Below are 16959 nucleotides of genomic sequence, written 5' to 3'. Positions count from 1 at the left end.
ACAGTCGCGGCAGCGGGTGGCGCCCCGCCATGCACGCGGGCGACCCGTAAACTTGGCGGATGGAAATACCTGCCAATAACCCGTCCGCCCAAGCCCGATACGTAACCCACCACGGCGGCTGCCATTGCCGCCGTGTGCGTTTTGAAGTCGATGCGCCCGCGCGGATCGAAGTGCTGGACTGCAATTGTTCGGTTTGCCGGATGACCGGCTTCCTGCACCTGATCGTGCCCGCCGCGCACTTCCGCCTGCTGTCCGGCGCCGATGACCTGGCCGAATACACCTTCAATACCGGCGCCGCACGCCACCTGTTCTGCCGGCATTGCGGGGTCAAGAGCTTCTACGTGCCGCGCAGCCACCCCGATGGCTTCGACATCAACGCGCGCTGCCTCGACGACGGCACGGTGGACGCGATGACGGTCACGCCCTTCGACGACAACGACCGCGACGCCGCGACCGCAGCGATCGCGCATCTCTCGGTCGCGCCGGACGCAACGTAACGTTGCAGGTGGCGACGCGGCCACCGTGGTTGCGTCGCTATGATCGACGCATGCCTGACGCACCCCGCATCCGTATCGTCGACTTCGAACCACGCTGGCGCGACGACTTCGCCCGGCTCAACGTGGAATGGCTGGAACGCTGGTTCGTGGTCGAGCCGGTGGATCGCGAAGTGCTGGGCGATCCGGAAGCCCACATCCTCGCCGATGGTGGCTGCGTGCTGTTCGCCATTTTGCGCGGCGAAGACGGCGGCGAACGCGTGGTGGGCACCGTCGCGCTCCGGCACGAAGGCGCGGGGGTGTTCGAACTGACCAAGATGGCGGTGGAGGAAGGCCATCGTGGCGCCGGCATCGGCCGCCACCTGATGGAAGGCGCACTGGATGCGTTCCGTTCGCTGCAGGGACGCGAACTGTTCCTCGAGTCCAGCCGAAAACTCGGACCCGCGCTCGCCTTGTACGAAAGCGTGGGTTTCCGCCATTACCCCGCGCCGCGTCCCGGATCGCATTACGCCCGCGCCGACGTGTACATGGTCTGGGAGCCGGGCCGCACGTCGTGATGCGTTGCGGCCCGGCGGACGTCGGGCTGCCTACTGGACCACGAAGGTGGCGTGGGCCTGCGTGGTGAGGCTGCCGCTGGTCGCGGTGGCGGTCAGCTGATAGGTGCCAATCGAACTCGGACCGGTGCCCGACACGAACGAGACGCTGGCATTGCCATTGCTGTCGGTGGTCGCGCTGAGCAGGACATGGTTGACGAGGTTCGGCTTGAGCGCGTCGAAGTTGACCCTTGCGCCCGCAACGGGCAGGCCATTGCGGAGCACGTTGGCGGTCATCGTCACCGTTTCGCCGCGGATGTAGACCGCCTTGCTGGTGCCCGTCGTTGCGGTAAATGTCGGTGGCGCGTCGTTGTTGGTGATGGTGCAGGTTGCGCTGCCCCCGGCGGCGAGCGCGATGTCGCTGCAGTTGGCGAAGCTGGCGGTGTAACCGGCCACGGCCGGCTCGGTAATGGTGTAAGTGCCCGCCGGTACGGTGAGCGCGTTGCTGCCGTCGGTTTCGAACGCCACCGTCGCCGCGCCATTCACCGAGAAGCCGAAGTCCGCCGCGACCTTGCTGCCGCCGTCGTCGTTCACCACGACCTTGTTGACGATCAGCGTCGCCGATGCCGGCGCCTGGTCGTTGTTGGTGATCGTGCACGTCGCGCTGCCACCCGCGGCCAGCACGATGCCGCTGCAGTTGGACAGGCTGGCCGCATAGCCGGCCGTGGCGGGTTCGGTGACGGTGTAGGCCCCGGCCGGCACGCTGAGCACGTTGCTGCCGTCGGCTTCGAACGCCACCGGCGCCGCGCCATTGACCGAGAAGCTGAAGTCGGACGCGACCTTGCTGCCGCCATCGTCATTCACGACGATCTTGTTGATCGTCAGCATGGCTGGCGGCTTTAGCACCGTGAAGCTTGCGAATCCCTTCGCGGTGAAGCCGCCGCTGGTCGCGGTGGCGGTCAGCTGGTAGGTGCCGATCGAGCTGGATCCGGTGCCCGATACGAACGAAACGCTTGCATCGCCATTGCCATTGGTAGTGGCGGCGAGCACGACGTGGTTGATCCCGTTCGGCTTCAATGCGTCGAAATTCACCTGCGCGCCAGCGACGGGAACGCCGCCGTTGAGCACGTGCGCCATCATCGTCACCGTTTCACCCGGGGCATAGTTGGGTTTGCTGGTGCCCGCGGTCGCCACGAACGTGGGCGTATCGGTATTGGTGATCGTGCACGTCGCGCTGTCGCCGGCCGCGAGCACGATCCCGGTGCAGTTGGCCAGGCTGGGTGTGTAGTCGGCCGAGGGCATCTCGGTGACGGTGTAGGTGCCGGCCGACAGGCTGAGTACGTTGCTGCCGTCGGCTTCGAAACGCACTGGCGCCGCGCCATTGACCGAGAAGCTGAAGTCGGAAGCGGACTTGCTTCCTCCGTTCTCGTTGACCATCACCTTGCGCACGGTCAACGTGGCCGGGAGTACCTGGGGCTTCAGCACCGCGAAGGTTGCGAAGGCCTGGGCCGTGAGGCCGCCGCTGGTGGCGGTGGTGGTCAGCTGGTAGGTGCCGATCGAACTCGAACCGATGCCCGACACGAACGACGCACTCGCATTGCCGTTGCTGTCGGTAGTCGCCGCGAGCGTGACGTGGTTGATCCCGTTCGGCTTCAATGCATCGAAATTCACCCGGGCGCCGCTGACCGGAAGACCGATGTTGAGCACGCGCGCCGTCAACGTGACCGTTTCGCCGGGCACATACACCGGCTTGCTGCTGCCCGTGGTCGCGGTGAACCCGCCGGCGATGTCGTTGTTGGTGATGGTGCAGGTGGCGGTGTCGCCCGCGGCGAGCACGATGCCGCTGCAGTTGGCGAGGCTGGTGGTGGCATAACCCGGCGTGGCGGGCTCGGTGACGGTGTAGGTGCCGGCCGCCAGGTTGACCACGTTGCTGCCGTCGGCATCGAACTTCACCGGCGCCGCTCCGTTGACCGAGAAACTGAAGTCGGAGGCGAGCTTGTTGCCACCGTGGTCGTTGACCACGACTTTGTTGACCGTCAGTCGCGCGGGCACCTGCACGTTGATGCGCAGCATCGCGGCTTCGGACGGAACGCCCAGGCCGTTGAACACGAACACCATGTAGTAGCCGGGTGGCGTTTCGAAGGTGTTGGGCGGCAGGTTCGCCTGCAATTGGTTGCCGACCACGGTGAAAGGCAGTTCGAGGAAGCGCTGGTCCATGTCGAACGAGTGCGTCACCGAACCCGTCTTGAGCAGTGTCACCCGCGTGATCGCGGCGGGATCGGGCGTCGCGATCGCGATCGCCTGGCCCGGATCGGCGGTCATCGGCGTCGCGGTGATGATTGGCCGCGAAGCCGGCGTGCCATCGGCGTTGAACAGGTACGGCGGGTAGTAGACCTCGGCATTGAGGTTGAGCTGCGGACCGTTGGCGCCTCCACCCAGCGTCAGCACCGTCGCATCGGGCAGCAGCAGCGCGGTGGAGTGGTAGAGCCGCATCTGCTGTGCGGTGGCGGCTTCCGACCACGTGTTGGTCACCGGATCGTAGATCTCGCCGGTGTAGTCGACGCCGTTGACCGGATCGTTGTCCGCGACGCTGCCGCCGGACACGAACACGCGGCCGTCCGGCAGCACCGTGCTGGTGGCCCAGTGGCGGCGGTAGAGCGGCGATGCCACCTGTTGCACCACCGGCGTGGCCGGGTTGATGTCGATCACGTGCGCGAGCGGGCTGGCGAAGGACAGGTCGTATCCGCCGCCGAGCTGCAGGACCTTGCCCGGCCGGAACATCACCGCCGTCGAGCTTGCCCCCATGTTGCTGCCCGGAAACTTGCCCGCGCGCTTGAGTTCGCCCGCACCATTGGGATCGACGCGATACATCTCCTCGTAGCGCGTGCCGAAGATGTTCCCGTCCGGCGCCACGAAGTTGCGTGGGTAGAGCGCGCCCAGATAGGTCGTCGACGCACCGTTCAACAGGCGGAAGGTACCCGTGGCGGTGCGCACTTCGGGAAAATCCTCACCGCCGGTGCCGCCCTGGATGTACACCTCGCCGTCGGGCAGGGTCGTGGCCGTTGCGTACCAGCGCTTGCGGAACATCTTGCCGGTCCGGACAAGGTTGTTGTCGAGCGGTGTGAACAGGTTGGAGTCGTCGTTGGGCTGCAGCGATGCCCGGCCCTTTTCCAGGTTGATGACGTCGCCACCCCACATCTCGATGTTGCCGTCGGGCAGCAGGAGTTGGGCATTGCAGAAGATGTCGACCGCGGTGGAATTGGGCAGGACGGTGTGCGATTCGCTGCCCAGGCCCAGCAGCGGATCCCAGACATCGTAGACGTAGTAACCGGTGCGGACGCCGGTGGTGGTGGTGCCGTAGCTGAGCACGCGGCCATCGAAGGTCAGGACCGCATGGATGCCGACCAGCGGCCAGGCCACGACGGGCGAGTAGCTGCCCCGCACCGGATCGCCCAGCGCGGGTAGCGCGGTCAGGGCACCGCTCGGGCGCGCCGTGCGGAACGTCACCAGCGCATCAGCGTCGCCAGCCATGACGCGGTTTGCGTTCGCCCGGGTCTGGATCGCCGCCAGGATCGCCGGGTCGCCGCTGGCTGCCGCCACCGCCTGCGACCAGTCCCGCTTCCTTTCGACCGTGGCGGAATCGTCCACTGAGAGCCCGCCGCTCGCGAAAATCACGGCCCAAGCGGCGACTACGACCAGGAGCAGGGTGGCTCCGATGGCCATGCCATGACGCACGCGGGGGAGGTCGCTCATCTACGGTTGCCTCGGTGCAGGGAACGCGCTGCTGCTGCCTACTCAATTCCCCCAATGGGGCCAACGCATCGCGGGTCCCGCGCAGGCCACCTGTGCTGACCGCCGGTCGGATTTGGCCCGCAACGTACAATTGCCGGGCGATGACCGCCTCGCCCACTATTCCGACGCCGCAGTTGCGCCTCTCCGTCGCGCCGATGATGGATTGGACGGACTCCCATTGCCGCAGCTTCCACCGCGTGCTGTCGCGCAATGCGCGGCTGTACACCGAAATGGTCCACGCCAACGCGGTGATCCATGGCGATCGCGACAAGCTGCTGGCACTGGACCCGCGCGAGCACCCGGTAGCCCTGCAGTTGGGTGGCAGCGAGCCCGAACTGCTGGCGCAGGCCGCGCGCATTGGTGCCGAGCACGGCTTCGACGAGATCAACCTCAACTGTGGCTGCCCGTCCGACCGCGTGCAGGCGGGGCGCTTCGGCGCGTGCCTGATGCGCGAGCCGGCGCTGGTCGCGCAAGGCGTGGCGGCGATGAACGCGGCGGTGGCTGATCTGCGTGATCGCCTCGTGCCGGTGACGGTGAAATGCCGCCTCGGTGTGGACGACGACCATGACTGGGATCGCTTCGTCCACTTCATCGACACCGTGGCGGAAGCCGGTTGCCGCATGTTCGTGGTCCATGCGCGCAATGCCTGGCTGCAGGGACTGTCGCCGAAGGAAAACCGCGAAGTGCCGCCGCTGCGCTACGACTGGGCCTACCAGCTCAAGCGCGAACGGCCGCAGCTGCAGATCGTCGTCAATGGCGGCATCGCCACGCAGGAAGAGGCCACCCAGCATCTCGACCACGCCGACGGCGCGATGCTCGGCCGCGCCGCGTACCACGATCCCTACGTGCTGCACCGCCTCGACGTCGCCTGGTTCGGCGGCGAGCTGCGCACGCGCGCACAGCTTCTGCGCGCGTACCAGCCGTACGTCGAAGCGCAGCTCGCGCGCGGCGTGCCCCTCAAGCACATCACCCGCCACATCCTCGGACTGTTCGCGGGCGAACGCGGCGGTCGTGCGTTCCGCCAGGTGCTGAGCGAAGGCGCGCACAAGCCGGGCGCCGACTGGTCGCTGGTCGAACAGGCGATCGCGCTCACCGAAAGTTTCCAGCAACACGAACCAACCCATTGACCCAGGTGAAGGACCCCATGCTCACTCGCGACACCAGCGCATTCCTCGATTTCGCCCGCACCTGCACGCCGGACTTCGGGCCTGCCACGGCGCGCGCGGCGTTCCTGGTCGCACCTGACGGTTTCACCCTCGCCGAGCAGTCCGCGCAGGACAACCGTTACATGGCCGACGCCGCGGGCTTCGACGCCGCGCGCGCCAGTGCCCAGCATCGCGACCTGCATCGTGCGTTCGCCACGGTGCTGCCGACGGTGTGCTTCGCCGGCAATGCGGACACGCCCGACGCGCTGTTTCCCAACAACGTGTTCGGGACTGCGGCGGGGCGCTATGTCGTCGGTCGCATGCGCCATGAAGTCCGCCAGCGCGAGGCCGCGCGCGACGACATCCGCGGTTTCTTCGCCGGCGTGCTCGACTACGCGGAGATCGACCTGTCCGTGCAGCCACACCCCTGCGAGCTCACCGGCGCGCTCGTGATCGACCGCGCGCGCGGGCTGGGCTGGTGCGGCCTGTCCGAGCGCTGCGACGAGGAAGGCGCGCGGCTGATGCACGAGGCTTTCGGGCTGCGCGCGACGCTGATGTTCGACCTCGCGCCCGGCGAGTACCACACCAACGTCGTGCTGGCGGTGCTGGCCGGCCGCGCCGCGATCGTGTGCCCGGATGGATTCGCCGATGCGGCCGTGGTGGAGGCCCTGCGCACGTTCTACTCGCCGCAGCACACGGTGCTGTGCTCGCGGCAGGAGCACGCGGCGTTTGTCGGCAACGCGATTTCGCTGTCGCCGGACACGGTGTGGATGAGTGCCAATGCCGGCCGCAACCTCTCCCGGGAAAGTCGCGACATCCTCGCCGGCGCGGGATTCCAGGTGCGCACCGTGGAGCTGGACGCGATCGAGGCGGGTGGTGGCTCGTTGCGCTGCTGCGTCGGCGAGATCTATTGATTCGCCCGATGTGATCCAACCCGGGAGTTGGCTCGACCGCAGTGCTCGAGTAGCCCGCCGGACTGAACCGCGACCGTGCCGTGAAGGAAAAGTTCAGACCGGATTCACCGCTGCGTTCCAAGAATGCACCCATTCGCCGGACCACGGTCCTGCTCCGTCACTACTTCAGGCACCCAAACGACCTCATGCGCCGTCCCCTTGCCCTCCTTGCCTTGCCGTTGCTGCTTGCCGCCCTCGCGGCCGGTGACGTCAGCGCGCAGGCCCAGGGGAATGGGAATGGCAACGGTCAGGGGCAGCGCGGTGGTCAGCGTGAGCACGGTCGGCGGGAGCACGACAGCAGCGCAGACCACCGCGGCTTGCCCGATGCGGTCAGGCGTGCGGTCGATCGCAGCGGCGGCGGCGAAGTCCTGAGCGCCGAGCGTGTCCCCTTCGACGGGCACGAGGTCAACCGCGTCAAGGTCGTCGACTCCAGGGGCCGCGTGCGCGTCTACATGGACGACCCGCAGCCGCAGGGGCAGTCGCCGCGCCGGCCGGCGCCGATGGAGCAGCGGGACCGGCCGCAGCCGCCAGTGCGCCTGCACGGCCGCGACAACGACTGAGCCGCCGGGTTCCACCGGTAGCGCATCAGCCGTTCAGTTCGCTTCACGAACCTGAACAAAAGCGTCCCCACGAACATCCCTGCACACGCAGACGACAATTTGCGCGTCTAACCTGAATGCACTCGGCCAAGACGGCCGCCCTCTGCTGAAAGGAGCCCCCATGCGCATTCTTCTGGTCGAAGACGAAGCCCCCCTCCGCGAAACGCTGGCCGCCCGCCTCAAGCGGGAAGGTTTTGCCGTGGACGCGGCGCAGGACGGCGAAGAAGGCCTGTACATGGGCCGCGAGGTTCCGTTCGATCTCGGCATCATCGACCTGGGCCTGCCGAAGATGTCCGGCATGGACCTGATCAAGGCCCTGCGCGAGGAAGGCAAGAAATTCCCGGTGCTGATCCTGACCGCGCGTTCGAGCTGGCAGGACAAGGTCGAGGGCCTGAAGCAGGGCGCCGACGACTACCTGGTCAAGCCCTTCCACGTCGAGGAACTGCTGGCGCGCATCAACGCGCTGGTGCGTCGCGCCGCCGGCTGGAGCAAGCCCTCGCTGGAATGCGGCCCGGTCGTGCTCGATCTCGCCGCGCAGACGGTCAGCGTCAGTGGCGGCAACGTCGACCTGACCAGCTACGAGTACAAGGTGCTCGAGTACCTGATGATGCATGCCGGCGAACTGGTCTCGAAGGCCGACCTCACCGAACACATCTACCAGCAGGACTTCGATCGCGATTCCAACGTGCTGGAAGTCTTCATCGGCCGACTGCGCAAGAAGCTCGATCCCGACGGTTCGCTCAAGCCGATCGAAACCGTGCGCGGCCGCGGTTATCGCTTCGCGATCCCGCGTACCGCCGACTGACCGGATGCGCGCCGGGCCGACGTGGCCCGGCGCGCATGTCGTGGCGGTCGTCACGCTTCACTCCCTTTGCGTTTCCCATTGCTGCCGCAGGTGCGGCTCGCTTGGCGTGACCCAGCCGCGCCCCTGTAACCTGTCGCCGATGCCTTCCACTTCCGTCATTGCCGCGCCATGAGCTGGGGCCAGCCGCGTTCGCTGCAGGCACGCCAGCTGTTGGCGGCGAGCCTGGGCCTGGTCGGCTTCCTCGCGCTGGCCGGTTATGCGCTGGATCGCGCGTTCCTGCAGACCGCGGAAAGCAACCTGCGCCAGCGCCTGGAGAACTACGCGCTGGCGTATGCGGACAAGAGCGACTTCGCCCGCAATGGCGAATTTATCCCGCCCTACGAACCGATCGAGCCGCGCTTCGAGCGTCCCGGCAGCGGCCTGTATGCCGAGATCGTGCTGCCCAATTCGCACTTCGATTCGCGCTCGGCGCAGGGGCCGCTGCTGCCGGGCAATTCGGTGATGCTGCGGCCCAACGAGGAGCGATTCGAAGGCCCATTGCCGGTGACCCAGATCAAGGGCACGCGCGGACTGGCGTACCGCTATGGTCGCGGGTTCGTCTGGAGCGTGGAGGGCAACGCCAAGGCGGAATTCCCGTACACGATCTACATTCTCGAAGACACCACCGCACTGCGGATGCAGGTGTCGGTGTTCCGCGCGGCGCTGTGGCGCTACCTCGGCGGCGCCGGCCTGATCCTGCTGCTGCTGCAGGTCGTGATCCTGCGCTGGAGCCTGCGTCCGCTGCGTTACGTGATCCATGAACTCAAGCGCGTGCAGCGCGGGTTGGCTTCGCGCATGAGCGAACGCCATCCACGCGAGCTGGAGCCCCTGACCGAAAGCATCAACGCCTTCATCGAAAGCGAACGCGAGAACCTGGATCGCCAGCGCAACACGCTGGCGGACCTGGCGCACAGCCTGAAGACCCCGCTGGCGGTGCTCAACGCGCGCCTGGACCACACCGACGATGACGCGGAACTGCGCGGGGAAGTGCGCACGCAACTTCGGCGCATGAGCGACCTGGTGTCCTACCAGCTGGCGCGCGCCGCGCGGTCTGGCCACCACCTGTTTGCCGCGCCGGTGGGCATCGAGCAGCACGCCGAGGAAATCGTCACCGGGCTGGAGAAGGTCTACGCCAGCAAGGGCGTGTTGTGCGAATTCGAGATCGAGCCGGGCGTGCAGTTCCATGGCGAGCCCGGCGACCTGCAGGAGCTGCTCGGCAACCTGCTGGAGAACGCGTTCAAGTGGGCGCGCTCACGCGTGTTGTTCACCGCGCGCGCCGACGAGCGCGTTGCCAATCGTCGCCCGGGCCTGCTGCTGGCGGTGGATGACGACGGTCCGGGCATCCCGCCAGAGAAAGTCGCGTTGATCCTGCAGCGTGGCGTGCGCGGTGACGAACGCGTCCAGGGCCACGGCATCGGGCTGGCGATCGTGCAGGACCTAGTGCGGGGTTATCGCGGCACGCTCGACGTGACCGCATCGCAGGAGCTGGGTGGAGCGCGGTTCGAGGTGAAGTTGCCGCCGGGGTTGTAAGGCGGTTTAGGGCATATCAACAGCGCAGCTTGTTCGTCGTTCGTTCCCGCGCGGGGATGACGGTACTCCGCCGCTCTCGTTGGTCGTCGCTGCGAAGCACCGACGCAATCACGCAAACGGCGAAGGCCCGTAGAACCGTTCCAGGTGCGCGGCGACCTTCGGCATCGCATCGCGAAGCAACTGCGGATCGCTGAAGTGGTATTCGCTGGCGACGGCGAAGAATTCTTCCGGCGCTTCCGCAGCGTAGGGATCGATCATCGTTTCGCGGTCGGCATCCACGTCGTTGCACAGCGCGTCGAAGGCGGCCTGGAAATCGCGCGCCCAGCCACGCTGCCACGGGCCCGGCAACGGCGGCGTGCCGTCGAGTTCGCCGTCGAGCGCGTCGATCTTGTGCGCCATCTCATGCACCGCCACGCAGAAGCCTGCACGTGGGTCCTCGCAATCGGCGACGACATCGGCCCAGGACAGGATCAGCGGCCCCGAATCCCATGCCTCGCCGATCAGTTCGTCGTCGCCCTCGTGCAGGACGCCTGCAGCATCGACATGGCTGCGGTTCACGCGGAAGGCGTCGGGATAGACGATGAGCTGCGACCAGCCACGCAGGCCGGCTTCGCCGAATTCCAACAGTGGCAGGCAGCACGCCGCGGCGAGCACGCCGCGCTGCATGTCATCAAGCGCCAGCCCAGAGACCGGCGTGATCGTCTTTTCGTGCAGGAAGCGCGCGCTCAACGAAGCCAGGCGCGCGTCGCGCGCGGAATCCAGCGCAGCCGCCCACGGCAAGGCCGCGCGGATGTCGCGCCAGAGTTGTGGGTCGATGGGGTCCGGGGTTCGCCCGAAGCGCAGCCAGCGGAACAAATCCGTGGATCGGGTCCGTCAGGCGATCAGCGGAACATGCCCGGCAGGAAACGGTGCCAGCGCGGCGAGGCCATGCGCACACCGGCATCGTCGGAGTCACCGCCACCCTGCGCCGAGACCTTGGCCTTCTTCACCGTGGGGGCCTGCGTCGGGGCGGCATCGCGGCCAGCGGCGCGATTTTGTACCTGGTGGGCCGCCTGGCTCGGGCAACCACCACCGTTGGCATCACTGAGCTTGGATTCGCGGGCCAGCACGCCGGTGCTGGCGAAAGCGATCAGCAGGCAGAGGAGGGTGCGGCGCATGGGGAATCCTCACCCGGCGGTCCGGGTATCGGCCGGACTATATCCCAAATGCGAAACGCGGGAGTTCATTTTTCTTGCTGTCATGTGATGCGTTGCAGCACCGACCGGCGTGCCCGCCCGGCCGCAGATTCCGACCCCGCATAATGCCGCCCCATGGACGATCGCGCCCTGCTCCAGCACCTGATCCGAGGCCCCGCCACCGGCGACGACCTGGCCCGTGAGGCCGGGCAGACACGGGCCGCGGTCTGGAAGCGGATCCAGGCGCTGCGCGAAGCCGGGGTGGACATCGCCGCCCAGCCTGGTCGCGGCTACGCGCTGGCGCAGCCCCTGGACCTGCTGGACCCGGACGCGATAGTCGCGGCATTGCCGGCAGGCGCACGGGCCCGCCTCGCCGGGGTCGAAGTCGCCTGGAGCCTGGATTCGACCAACTCAGAACTGCTGCGCCGACCCCAGGACGACGGCGCCGTCGCCCGCGTGCTATTGGCCGAACGCCAGACCGGTGGCCGCGGTCGCCGTGGGCGGACGTGGGCCTCGCCGCTGGCGGCGCACCTGTACCTGTCGGTGGCGCGCGGCTTCGCTGGCGGGCTGGCACGATTGGGCGGGTTGAGCCTGGTGGCCGGCGTCGCCGTCGCCGAAGCCCTGCATGCGCTGGGCTTCGCCACGGTGGGCCTCAAATGGCCCAACGACCTGGTCGTCGCCGACACCAGTGGGCTGCGCAAGTTGGGCGGATTGCTGGTCGAAGGCGGCGGCGAATATGCCGGACCGGCGCGCGCGGTGATCGGGATCGGCCTCAACGTCCGCATGCCCGCCACGAGCGCCGCGCTCATCGACCAGCCCTGGTGCGACCTGGCAGGGCTCGCGGCCGAACACGACGCAGCGTCGCCGCAGCGCAACACCGTCGTCGCCGCAGTGCTGGCCCGGCTGTTGCCGGCGCTGGACACCTTTGACGCGCAGGGGCTCGCGCCGTTCCTGCCGCGGTACGCCGCGCTGGATGCACTGGCCGGCAAGGATGTCGTCCTGCACAACGCCGATTCCCGGCAAACCGGCATCGCGCTTGGCATCGCCGAAGACGGCGCGCTGCGCCTGCGACTGGACGATGGTCGCGAACAACACGTACACGCCGGCGAAGCCAGCGTGCGGCGCGCGGAGACGAGATGACGAAGTGGTTGTTCGACCTGGGCAATACCCGACTCAAATGCGCGCCATTGATTGACGGCCGGCCGGGCCCCGCAATCGCCGTCCCGCACGGTGAGGCCGATGTGGCCCAGGCGCTCGCGGCTGTGCTGCCCGAACGATTCGACGTCGCCTATCTCGCCAGCGTCGCCAACGACAGCCTGCGCGTCGCCGTGCTGGAGGCGCTGGTCGCGCGCTGCCGGCGCGTCTCGCTGGCGCGCACGCAACCGGCGCTGGCGGGCCTGCGCATTGCCTATGCGCAGCCGCACAAGCTCGGCGTGGACCGCTTCCTGGCGATGCTCGCGGCCCACGTGCAATGGCGCGAAGCCGTGCTCGTCTGCGGCGTCGGCACCGCGCTCACGATCGACCTGGTCGATGCCGCGGGCCAGCACCGCGGTGGCCGCATCGCGCCATCGCCGACGCTGATGCGGCAGGTGTTGCACGAACGCGCACCGCAGCTGCCGGTGGCGGGCGGCGCGTATGCCGATTTCGCGGCCGACACCGAGGATGCCCTGGCCTCCGGGTGCGATGGTGCGGCGCTGGCGTTGATCGAACGCAGCCTCGATGCCGCCCACGCGAGACTGGGCGTGCGGCCGCGGTTGCTGCTGCACGGCGGCGGCGCGCCGGCACTGGCCGACCGGCTCGCCGATGCGACGCAGGTCGCGTCCCCGGTACTGGATGGGCTCGCCATCTGGGCCGCCGTCGAATCGACGACCTGAAGCACCCTAGAATCGACCCATGCTAGTTCGCGCACTCATCGTCCTCCTGCTGGTCCTCAACCTGGGTGTGGCCGCGTGGTGGATCGCACACGATCCGCCACCCCCGCCCGCGCCGATCCAGACGCCCGCAGGCGTAATGCGACTGCAACTGGTGGGCGAGGGCGCCAAGGCGCCGGTAACGTCGGTGCTGGCTGCGACGTCGGCCGCACCGGCTTCCGGGGCGGCAGCATCCGGAGCTGATGCAACCGCAGCCACAACGCCTGCAACGCCTGCCGATGCCGCCAACGACTTCTTCGCCGTGCCCGTCACCCAGCATTGCTTCGGCTTCGGTCCTTTTGCATCCAAGGCCGCGGCTGATGCCGCAACGACCAAACTGCGACCGCTGGTGCAGAAACTGAAAGCGCACGAGCAGGGCACGATTGCAGCTGCCGCGACACGCGGCTGGCGCGTGTTCCTGCCGCCGCAGCCGTCGCTGGAGGAAGCCCAGGCCACCGCGCAGCGCATCACCGCCGCCGGTTTCACTGACTTGATCGTGGTGCGCGAAGGCGCCGGCGCCAACTCCATCGCGCTCGGCCGCTACCGCAACGAGGAAGGCGCGCGCTCCCGCGTGCAGGCGCTGACCGCCGCCGGTTTCCCCGCGCAGCTCGAGGCGCTGGACGCACCGGGCGCCGCGGAGACAACCACGATCTGGCTGGAAGTCGTCACCGACGAAGCCTTCGATCCGCGCAAGGCGCAGGCCAGCATTGCCGCCGCGCAGCACCGCAAGCTCGACTGCGCGGCCCTGCGCTGACGGCCCGGCCGACTCGCACCAGGGCCTGCTAACGCTTATGACACATGCCGCGTTGCCCGGACGGGCAGCCCGTAGGGCCGGACCTGAGGACGCGCGGCGCGGCGTCATCGCTCGGTCGCGTATCGACATACGCTCTCTCTCTTCCTTGCTCCCCACGTCCTCAGGCCCGGCGCGGCATGTGTCATAAGTGTTAGCAGGCCCTAGAATGCCTGCTGACGCGGCCCGTCGCGGCCGCCCTTTTCCACGCCGGCTTAGCTCAGTTGGTAGAGCAACCGCCTTGTAAGCGGTAGGTCGTCGGTTCGATTCCGACAGCCGGCATGCAGGCGCATCGCGCGCCACGCCAGGATCCAGCATGAGCCGACGCCATCCCCCCGTGTCACTGATCGGCGCACCCACTGACATCGGTGCTGGCCACCAGGGCGCACGCCTGGGGCCGGAAGCGCTGCGCATCGCTGGTCTGGCGCAGGCGCTCGCCGCGCGCGGCGTCGACGTGGCCGATCGCGGCAACCTGGATGGCCCGCGCAATCCGTGGCAACCGCCGCACGACGGCTACCGGCACCTGCCGGAAGTGGTCGAATGGAACCGCAAGGTGATGGACGCCGTGCTGGCCGAACTGCGCGGCGGACGCATGCCGATCCTGCTCGGTGGCGATCATTGCCTGGGCCTGGGTTCGATCACCGCGGTGGCGAAGTTCTGTCGCGAAACCAGCAAGAAGCTGCGCGTGCTGTGGCTCGACGCGCACGCCGATTTCAACACCAGCCAGGTCACGCCGTCGGGCAACATCCACGGCATGCCTGTCGCCTGCCTGGTCGGCTTGGGTCCGCGCGAACTCACCCACCTCGGCGGCGACGCGCCGGCGATGGATCCCGGAGATATCCGCCAGATCGGCATCCGCTCGGTCGACGAAGGCGAGAAGCGCCTGGTCAAGGAGCACGGTCTGGATGTCTACGACATGCGCTACATCGACGAAGTCGGCATCAAGCGCGCGATGGAAGAGGCACTGGATGGCGTCGACGACAACACGCACCTGCATGTGAGCTTCGACGTCGACTTCCTCGATCCGGCGATCGCACCCGGCGTCGGCACGACCGTGCCCGGCGGCCCCGACTATCGCGAGGCGCAGCTGGTGATGGAAATGATCGCCGACAGCGGCCGGATGGCATCGCTCGACATCATGGAGCTCAACCCGGTGATCGACACCCGCAACGTCACCGCCGAAGTCGCGGTGGACCTGGTGGAGAGCCTGTTCGGCAAGTCGACGCTGATGCGCGACTGAACGCGCGCGGCGGTTGCGACCGGCGTCACTTGCGCCGGGCCGCCCGCCACGATCACCATTCGCCCGCGCGGTCGCGGACCGCAGATATTGAATCCCGGAGAATTCCATGAAGCGCCTGATTGCCGTACTGCTGCTCGCCCTGTTCACTATGGGCACCCTGTCCGCCTGCAACACGATGGAAGGCCTGGGTAAGGACGTGAAGAAGCTGGGCGAGAAAGTCGAGGACAAGGCGAGTCATTGATTCGCATCGAAGCGACAGGTGAGAAAGGCCGGGGAAATCCCGGCCTTTCTTTTTGCCTGTCGATTGGATGGATCGTGCAGCGGAGCGCAAGAGGCATGCGGCATCCTCGCGACTGGCGCCGCCCTGATTCCACGTAATGAGGCGCGCGTTGCCTGCTGATGGCCGATTGATGGCCGATCGTCAATCGCGCGCTCGCACGGGCGATGAAGAGCATCCATCTTCCATGCGCAGCTCACATTATGAAGCGATCACCAACAGGCGATTAGTGGAAGCCGGTCTTTCGCGCATTCATTCCGTTGCGCATTCAAACAGATCAAGGCGCGAATAACGCAATGATGATTCGATGCGAACATGTCGGCGTCCATGCTGCGCGTGCATCGAAGTTCGATGCAACCTTCCCCACGGAAAAAGAGGAATACGCATGAACAAAGACATCATCCAGGGCAAGTGGACGCAGCTCAAGGGACAGATCCAGTCGCGCTGGGGCGACCTGACCGAGGATGTGTTCGCCACGAAGGAAGGCAATGCCGAATATCTCGCCGGAAAACTACAGGAACGCTATGGCTGGGATCGGGAACGTGCCGAACGCGAAGTCGATGACTTCGTAAAGACCATTCACTGAGTCATGCCGACGTCGCGTGGCTGGTTTGGCGCGCTGATTGGGGTGCGCTGATTGGCTCCGCGGCAAGGGTGTCAATGCAAACGAACGGGCCGGCATTGCCGGCCCGTTCGGTCGTGTACGCGAGTGCAAGCAATCCCTGCCAATGTCATGCCTGCTGAAGCCGGGTCGCATTGCTCGCGTGATAAGTGCGCGATCGCTTCGACAGCCTCATCGCTGCGGCCTCACCACCGCGGCGGATCGGCGACAAATCCGTTCGGGAACGCACGCGGCTCGTCATCGTGGCGCCAATGGTCGCGATATGGTCGCGGCAACACGCCGCGTGCGACCAGCGTGTCGTAGTCGTCGTAGCGCAATTGCGTGACCTGCGCGGGTGAGCGTGACGCGCGGACGAAATCCGTGCGCGACACCGGCGACCACTCGCGCTGGCCGTGGCCGGTGCCAATGCTTTGGCGCGCCTGGTCGCGGGCCATCGATTTCTCCTCCATCGCCGACGCGGCAGGCGCGCCAGCTGCCGCGTCCGATCGTCCCTGTGCGTTCGCCTCGCGGCGAGGCTGGTAGATCGGCGTCGGCTCGGGGTAGTAGATCGGACGCTCTTCTTGGAACACCGCCATGCCGATCACGCCCACGTTGTCCGGGCGTCCGGTACGGGCGGCGTAGCTGTCGGGCAGGTCGGTGAAGACGAATTGGGCGACGTCGTCGAGCGACTTGCGCCAGCCGTTGACCTCCGTGCTCTGCCATGGCGCGAGCACGTAGCCAGCCTGCGACGGATGTGCGGTTTCCCCGGTGACGGCATTGACGCCGTCGATCGAGAGCACCACCAGCACGCGTTCGCCGGTGGTGTTGGTCAGGCGCACGCTGTAGCGATGGCCGGGTTCGCCGGCGATCCAGTCCTGGCCGCGATGGCGCATCTGTTCAAGCCAGTCGCCGCGATCGCGGTCGATCACGTCGATGTCGACGAGTGGGCGCGCCTGCGCCGGCGAGCATCCGGCCAGGGCGGCGCTGAGGGTGGCAAGGGCGGCGAGGCGGCGGAACATGGCGCGGACTCCAGCGGAAGGTAATTCCCGCAAACGTGCGGGAACCCAGGCCGGGGT

General features: G+C 67.3%; 17 protein-coding genes and 1 tRNA gene. 14 read left to right on the top strand and 4 right to left on the bottom strand.

Going from position 1 to position 16959, the window contains the following annotated elements:
- Positions 1-59 precede the first annotated feature (59 nt).
- Together ACYVD7_RS02480 and ACYVD7_RS02475 are read left to right on the top strand one after the other, a co-directional pair.
- Positions 60-497: a GFA family protein gene (locus ACYVD7_RS02480; RefSeq protein ID WP_460758680.1), complete on the top strand. Its 438-nt coding sequence runs from the start codon at positions 60-62 to the stop codon at positions 495-497.
- Positions 498-547: 50 nt separating this feature from the next.
- Positions 548-1051, top strand: coding sequence for a GNAT family N-acetyltransferase (locus ACYVD7_RS02475; RefSeq protein ID WP_460758679.1), 504 nt, complete (start codon positions 548-550; stop codon positions 1049-1051).
- A 30-nt stretch (positions 1052-1081) separates the two neighbouring features.
- Here ACYVD7_RS02475 and ACYVD7_RS02470 read toward each other — a convergent pair whose 3' ends face one another.
- Positions 1082-4780, bottom strand: a complete 3699-nt coding sequence (locus tag ACYVD7_RS02470; protein WP_460758677.1) for a galactose oxidase-like domain-containing protein — start codon at positions 4778-4780, stop codon at positions 1082-1084.
- Between the two features lie 140 nt (positions 4781-4920).
- Between ACYVD7_RS02470 and dusA the strand changes: the two genes are divergently transcribed.
- From dusA to ACYVD7_RS02445, 5 genes are all read left to right on the top strand, one after another.
- Positions 4921-5946: a tRNA dihydrouridine(20/20a) synthase DusA gene (dusA, locus tag ACYVD7_RS02465; protein WP_460758676.1), complete on the top strand. Its 1026-nt coding sequence runs from the start codon at positions 4921-4923 to the stop codon at positions 5944-5946.
- Between the two features lie 17 nt (positions 5947-5963).
- The gene (locus tag ACYVD7_RS02460; protein ID WP_460758674.1) at positions 5964-6878 is read left to right on the top strand and encodes an arginine deiminase-related protein; all 915 of its coding nucleotides are present in this window, start codon (positions 5964-5966) and stop codon (positions 6876-6878) included.
- Between the two features lie 185 nt (positions 6879-7063).
- Positions 7064-7477: a hypothetical protein gene (locus ACYVD7_RS02455; RefSeq protein ID WP_460758673.1), complete on the top strand. Its 414-nt coding sequence runs from the start codon at positions 7064-7066 to the stop codon at positions 7475-7477.
- 160 nt (positions 7478-7637) lie between these two features.
- Positions 7638-8321 (top strand): response regulator transcription factor, encoded by a 684-nt coding sequence (locus tag ACYVD7_RS02450; protein WP_460758671.1) that lies wholly within the window; start codon positions 7638-7640, stop codon positions 8319-8321.
- Between the two features lie 168 nt (positions 8322-8489).
- On the top strand, positions 8490-9890 hold the full coding sequence (locus ACYVD7_RS02445) for an ATP-binding protein (protein ID WP_460758670.1): 1401 nt from the start codon (positions 8490-8492) through the stop codon (positions 9888-9890).
- Positions 9891-9998: 108 nt separating this feature from the next.
- On the opposite strand, the gene ACYVD7_RS02440 is transcribed toward ACYVD7_RS02445, so the two are convergent.
- Together ACYVD7_RS02440 and ACYVD7_RS02435 are read right to left on the bottom strand one after the other, a co-directional pair.
- The gene (locus ACYVD7_RS02440; protein WP_460758668.1) at positions 9999-10745 is read right to left on the bottom strand and encodes a M90 family metallopeptidase; all 747 of its coding nucleotides are present in this window, start codon (positions 10743-10745) and stop codon (positions 9999-10001) included.
- A 26-nt stretch (positions 10746-10771) separates the two neighbouring features.
- Complete coding sequence (locus tag ACYVD7_RS02435) at positions 10772-11047, bottom strand: hypothetical protein (RefSeq protein WP_460758667.1); 276 nt, start codon at positions 11045-11047, stop codon at positions 10772-10774.
- A 153-nt stretch (positions 11048-11200) separates the two neighbouring features.
- Between ACYVD7_RS02435 and birA the strand changes: the two genes are divergently transcribed.
- From birA to ACYVD7_RS02400, 7 genes are all read left to right on the top strand, one after another.
- On the top strand, positions 11201-12205 hold the full coding sequence (gene birA, locus ACYVD7_RS02430) for a bifunctional biotin--[acetyl-CoA-carboxylase] ligase/biotin operon repressor BirA (protein WP_460758665.1): 1005 nt from the start codon (positions 11201-11203) through the stop codon (positions 12203-12205).
- Positions 12202-12939 carry a type III pantothenate kinase gene (locus ACYVD7_RS02425; RefSeq protein WP_460758664.1) on the top strand — a complete coding sequence of 246 codons (738 nt, stop codon included), beginning with the start codon at positions 12202-12204 and terminating at the stop codon, positions 12937-12939. Before birA ends, ACYVD7_RS02425 begins: the two co-directional genes overlap by 4 nt.
- 19 nt (positions 12940-12958) lie before the next feature.
- A complete protein-coding gene (locus tag ACYVD7_RS02420) occupies positions 12959-13729 on the top strand; it encodes a hypothetical protein (RefSeq protein WP_460758662.1) in 771 nt (256 codons plus the stop codon).
- 245 nt (positions 13730-13974) lie between these two features.
- Positions 13975-14047, top strand: a tRNA-Thr gene (locus ACYVD7_RS02415).
- A gap of 34 nt (positions 14048-14081) precedes the next feature.
- Positions 14082-15005 (top strand): arginase, encoded by a 924-nt coding sequence (rocF, locus tag ACYVD7_RS02410; RefSeq protein WP_460758661.1) that lies wholly within the window; start codon positions 14082-14084, stop codon positions 15003-15005.
- Positions 15006-15111: 106 nt separating this feature from the next.
- The gene (locus ACYVD7_RS02405) at positions 15112-15246 is read left to right on the top strand and encodes an entericidin A/B family lipoprotein (protein WP_460758659.1); all 135 of its coding nucleotides are present in this window, start codon (positions 15112-15114) and stop codon (positions 15244-15246) included.
- A gap of 421 nt (positions 15247-15667) precedes the next feature.
- On the top strand, positions 15668-15868 hold the full coding sequence (locus ACYVD7_RS02400) for a CsbD family protein (RefSeq protein ID WP_460758658.1): 201 nt from the start codon (positions 15668-15670) through the stop codon (positions 15866-15868).
- Between the two features lie 221 nt (positions 15869-16089).
- Here the strand turns inward: ACYVD7_RS02400 and ACYVD7_RS02395 are convergent, their stop codons facing one another.
- Entirely contained in the window at positions 16090-16902 is an 813-nt protein-coding gene (locus ACYVD7_RS02395) for a hypothetical protein (protein ID WP_460758656.1), read from the bottom strand.
- Between the last annotated feature and the right edge of the window lie 57 nt (positions 16903-16959).

This window comes from Lysobacter fragariae (assembly GCF_054779775.1).
The sequence above is the reverse complement of the archived record's forward strand: the minus strand, read 5'-3'. Positions and strand labels throughout refer to the sequence as shown.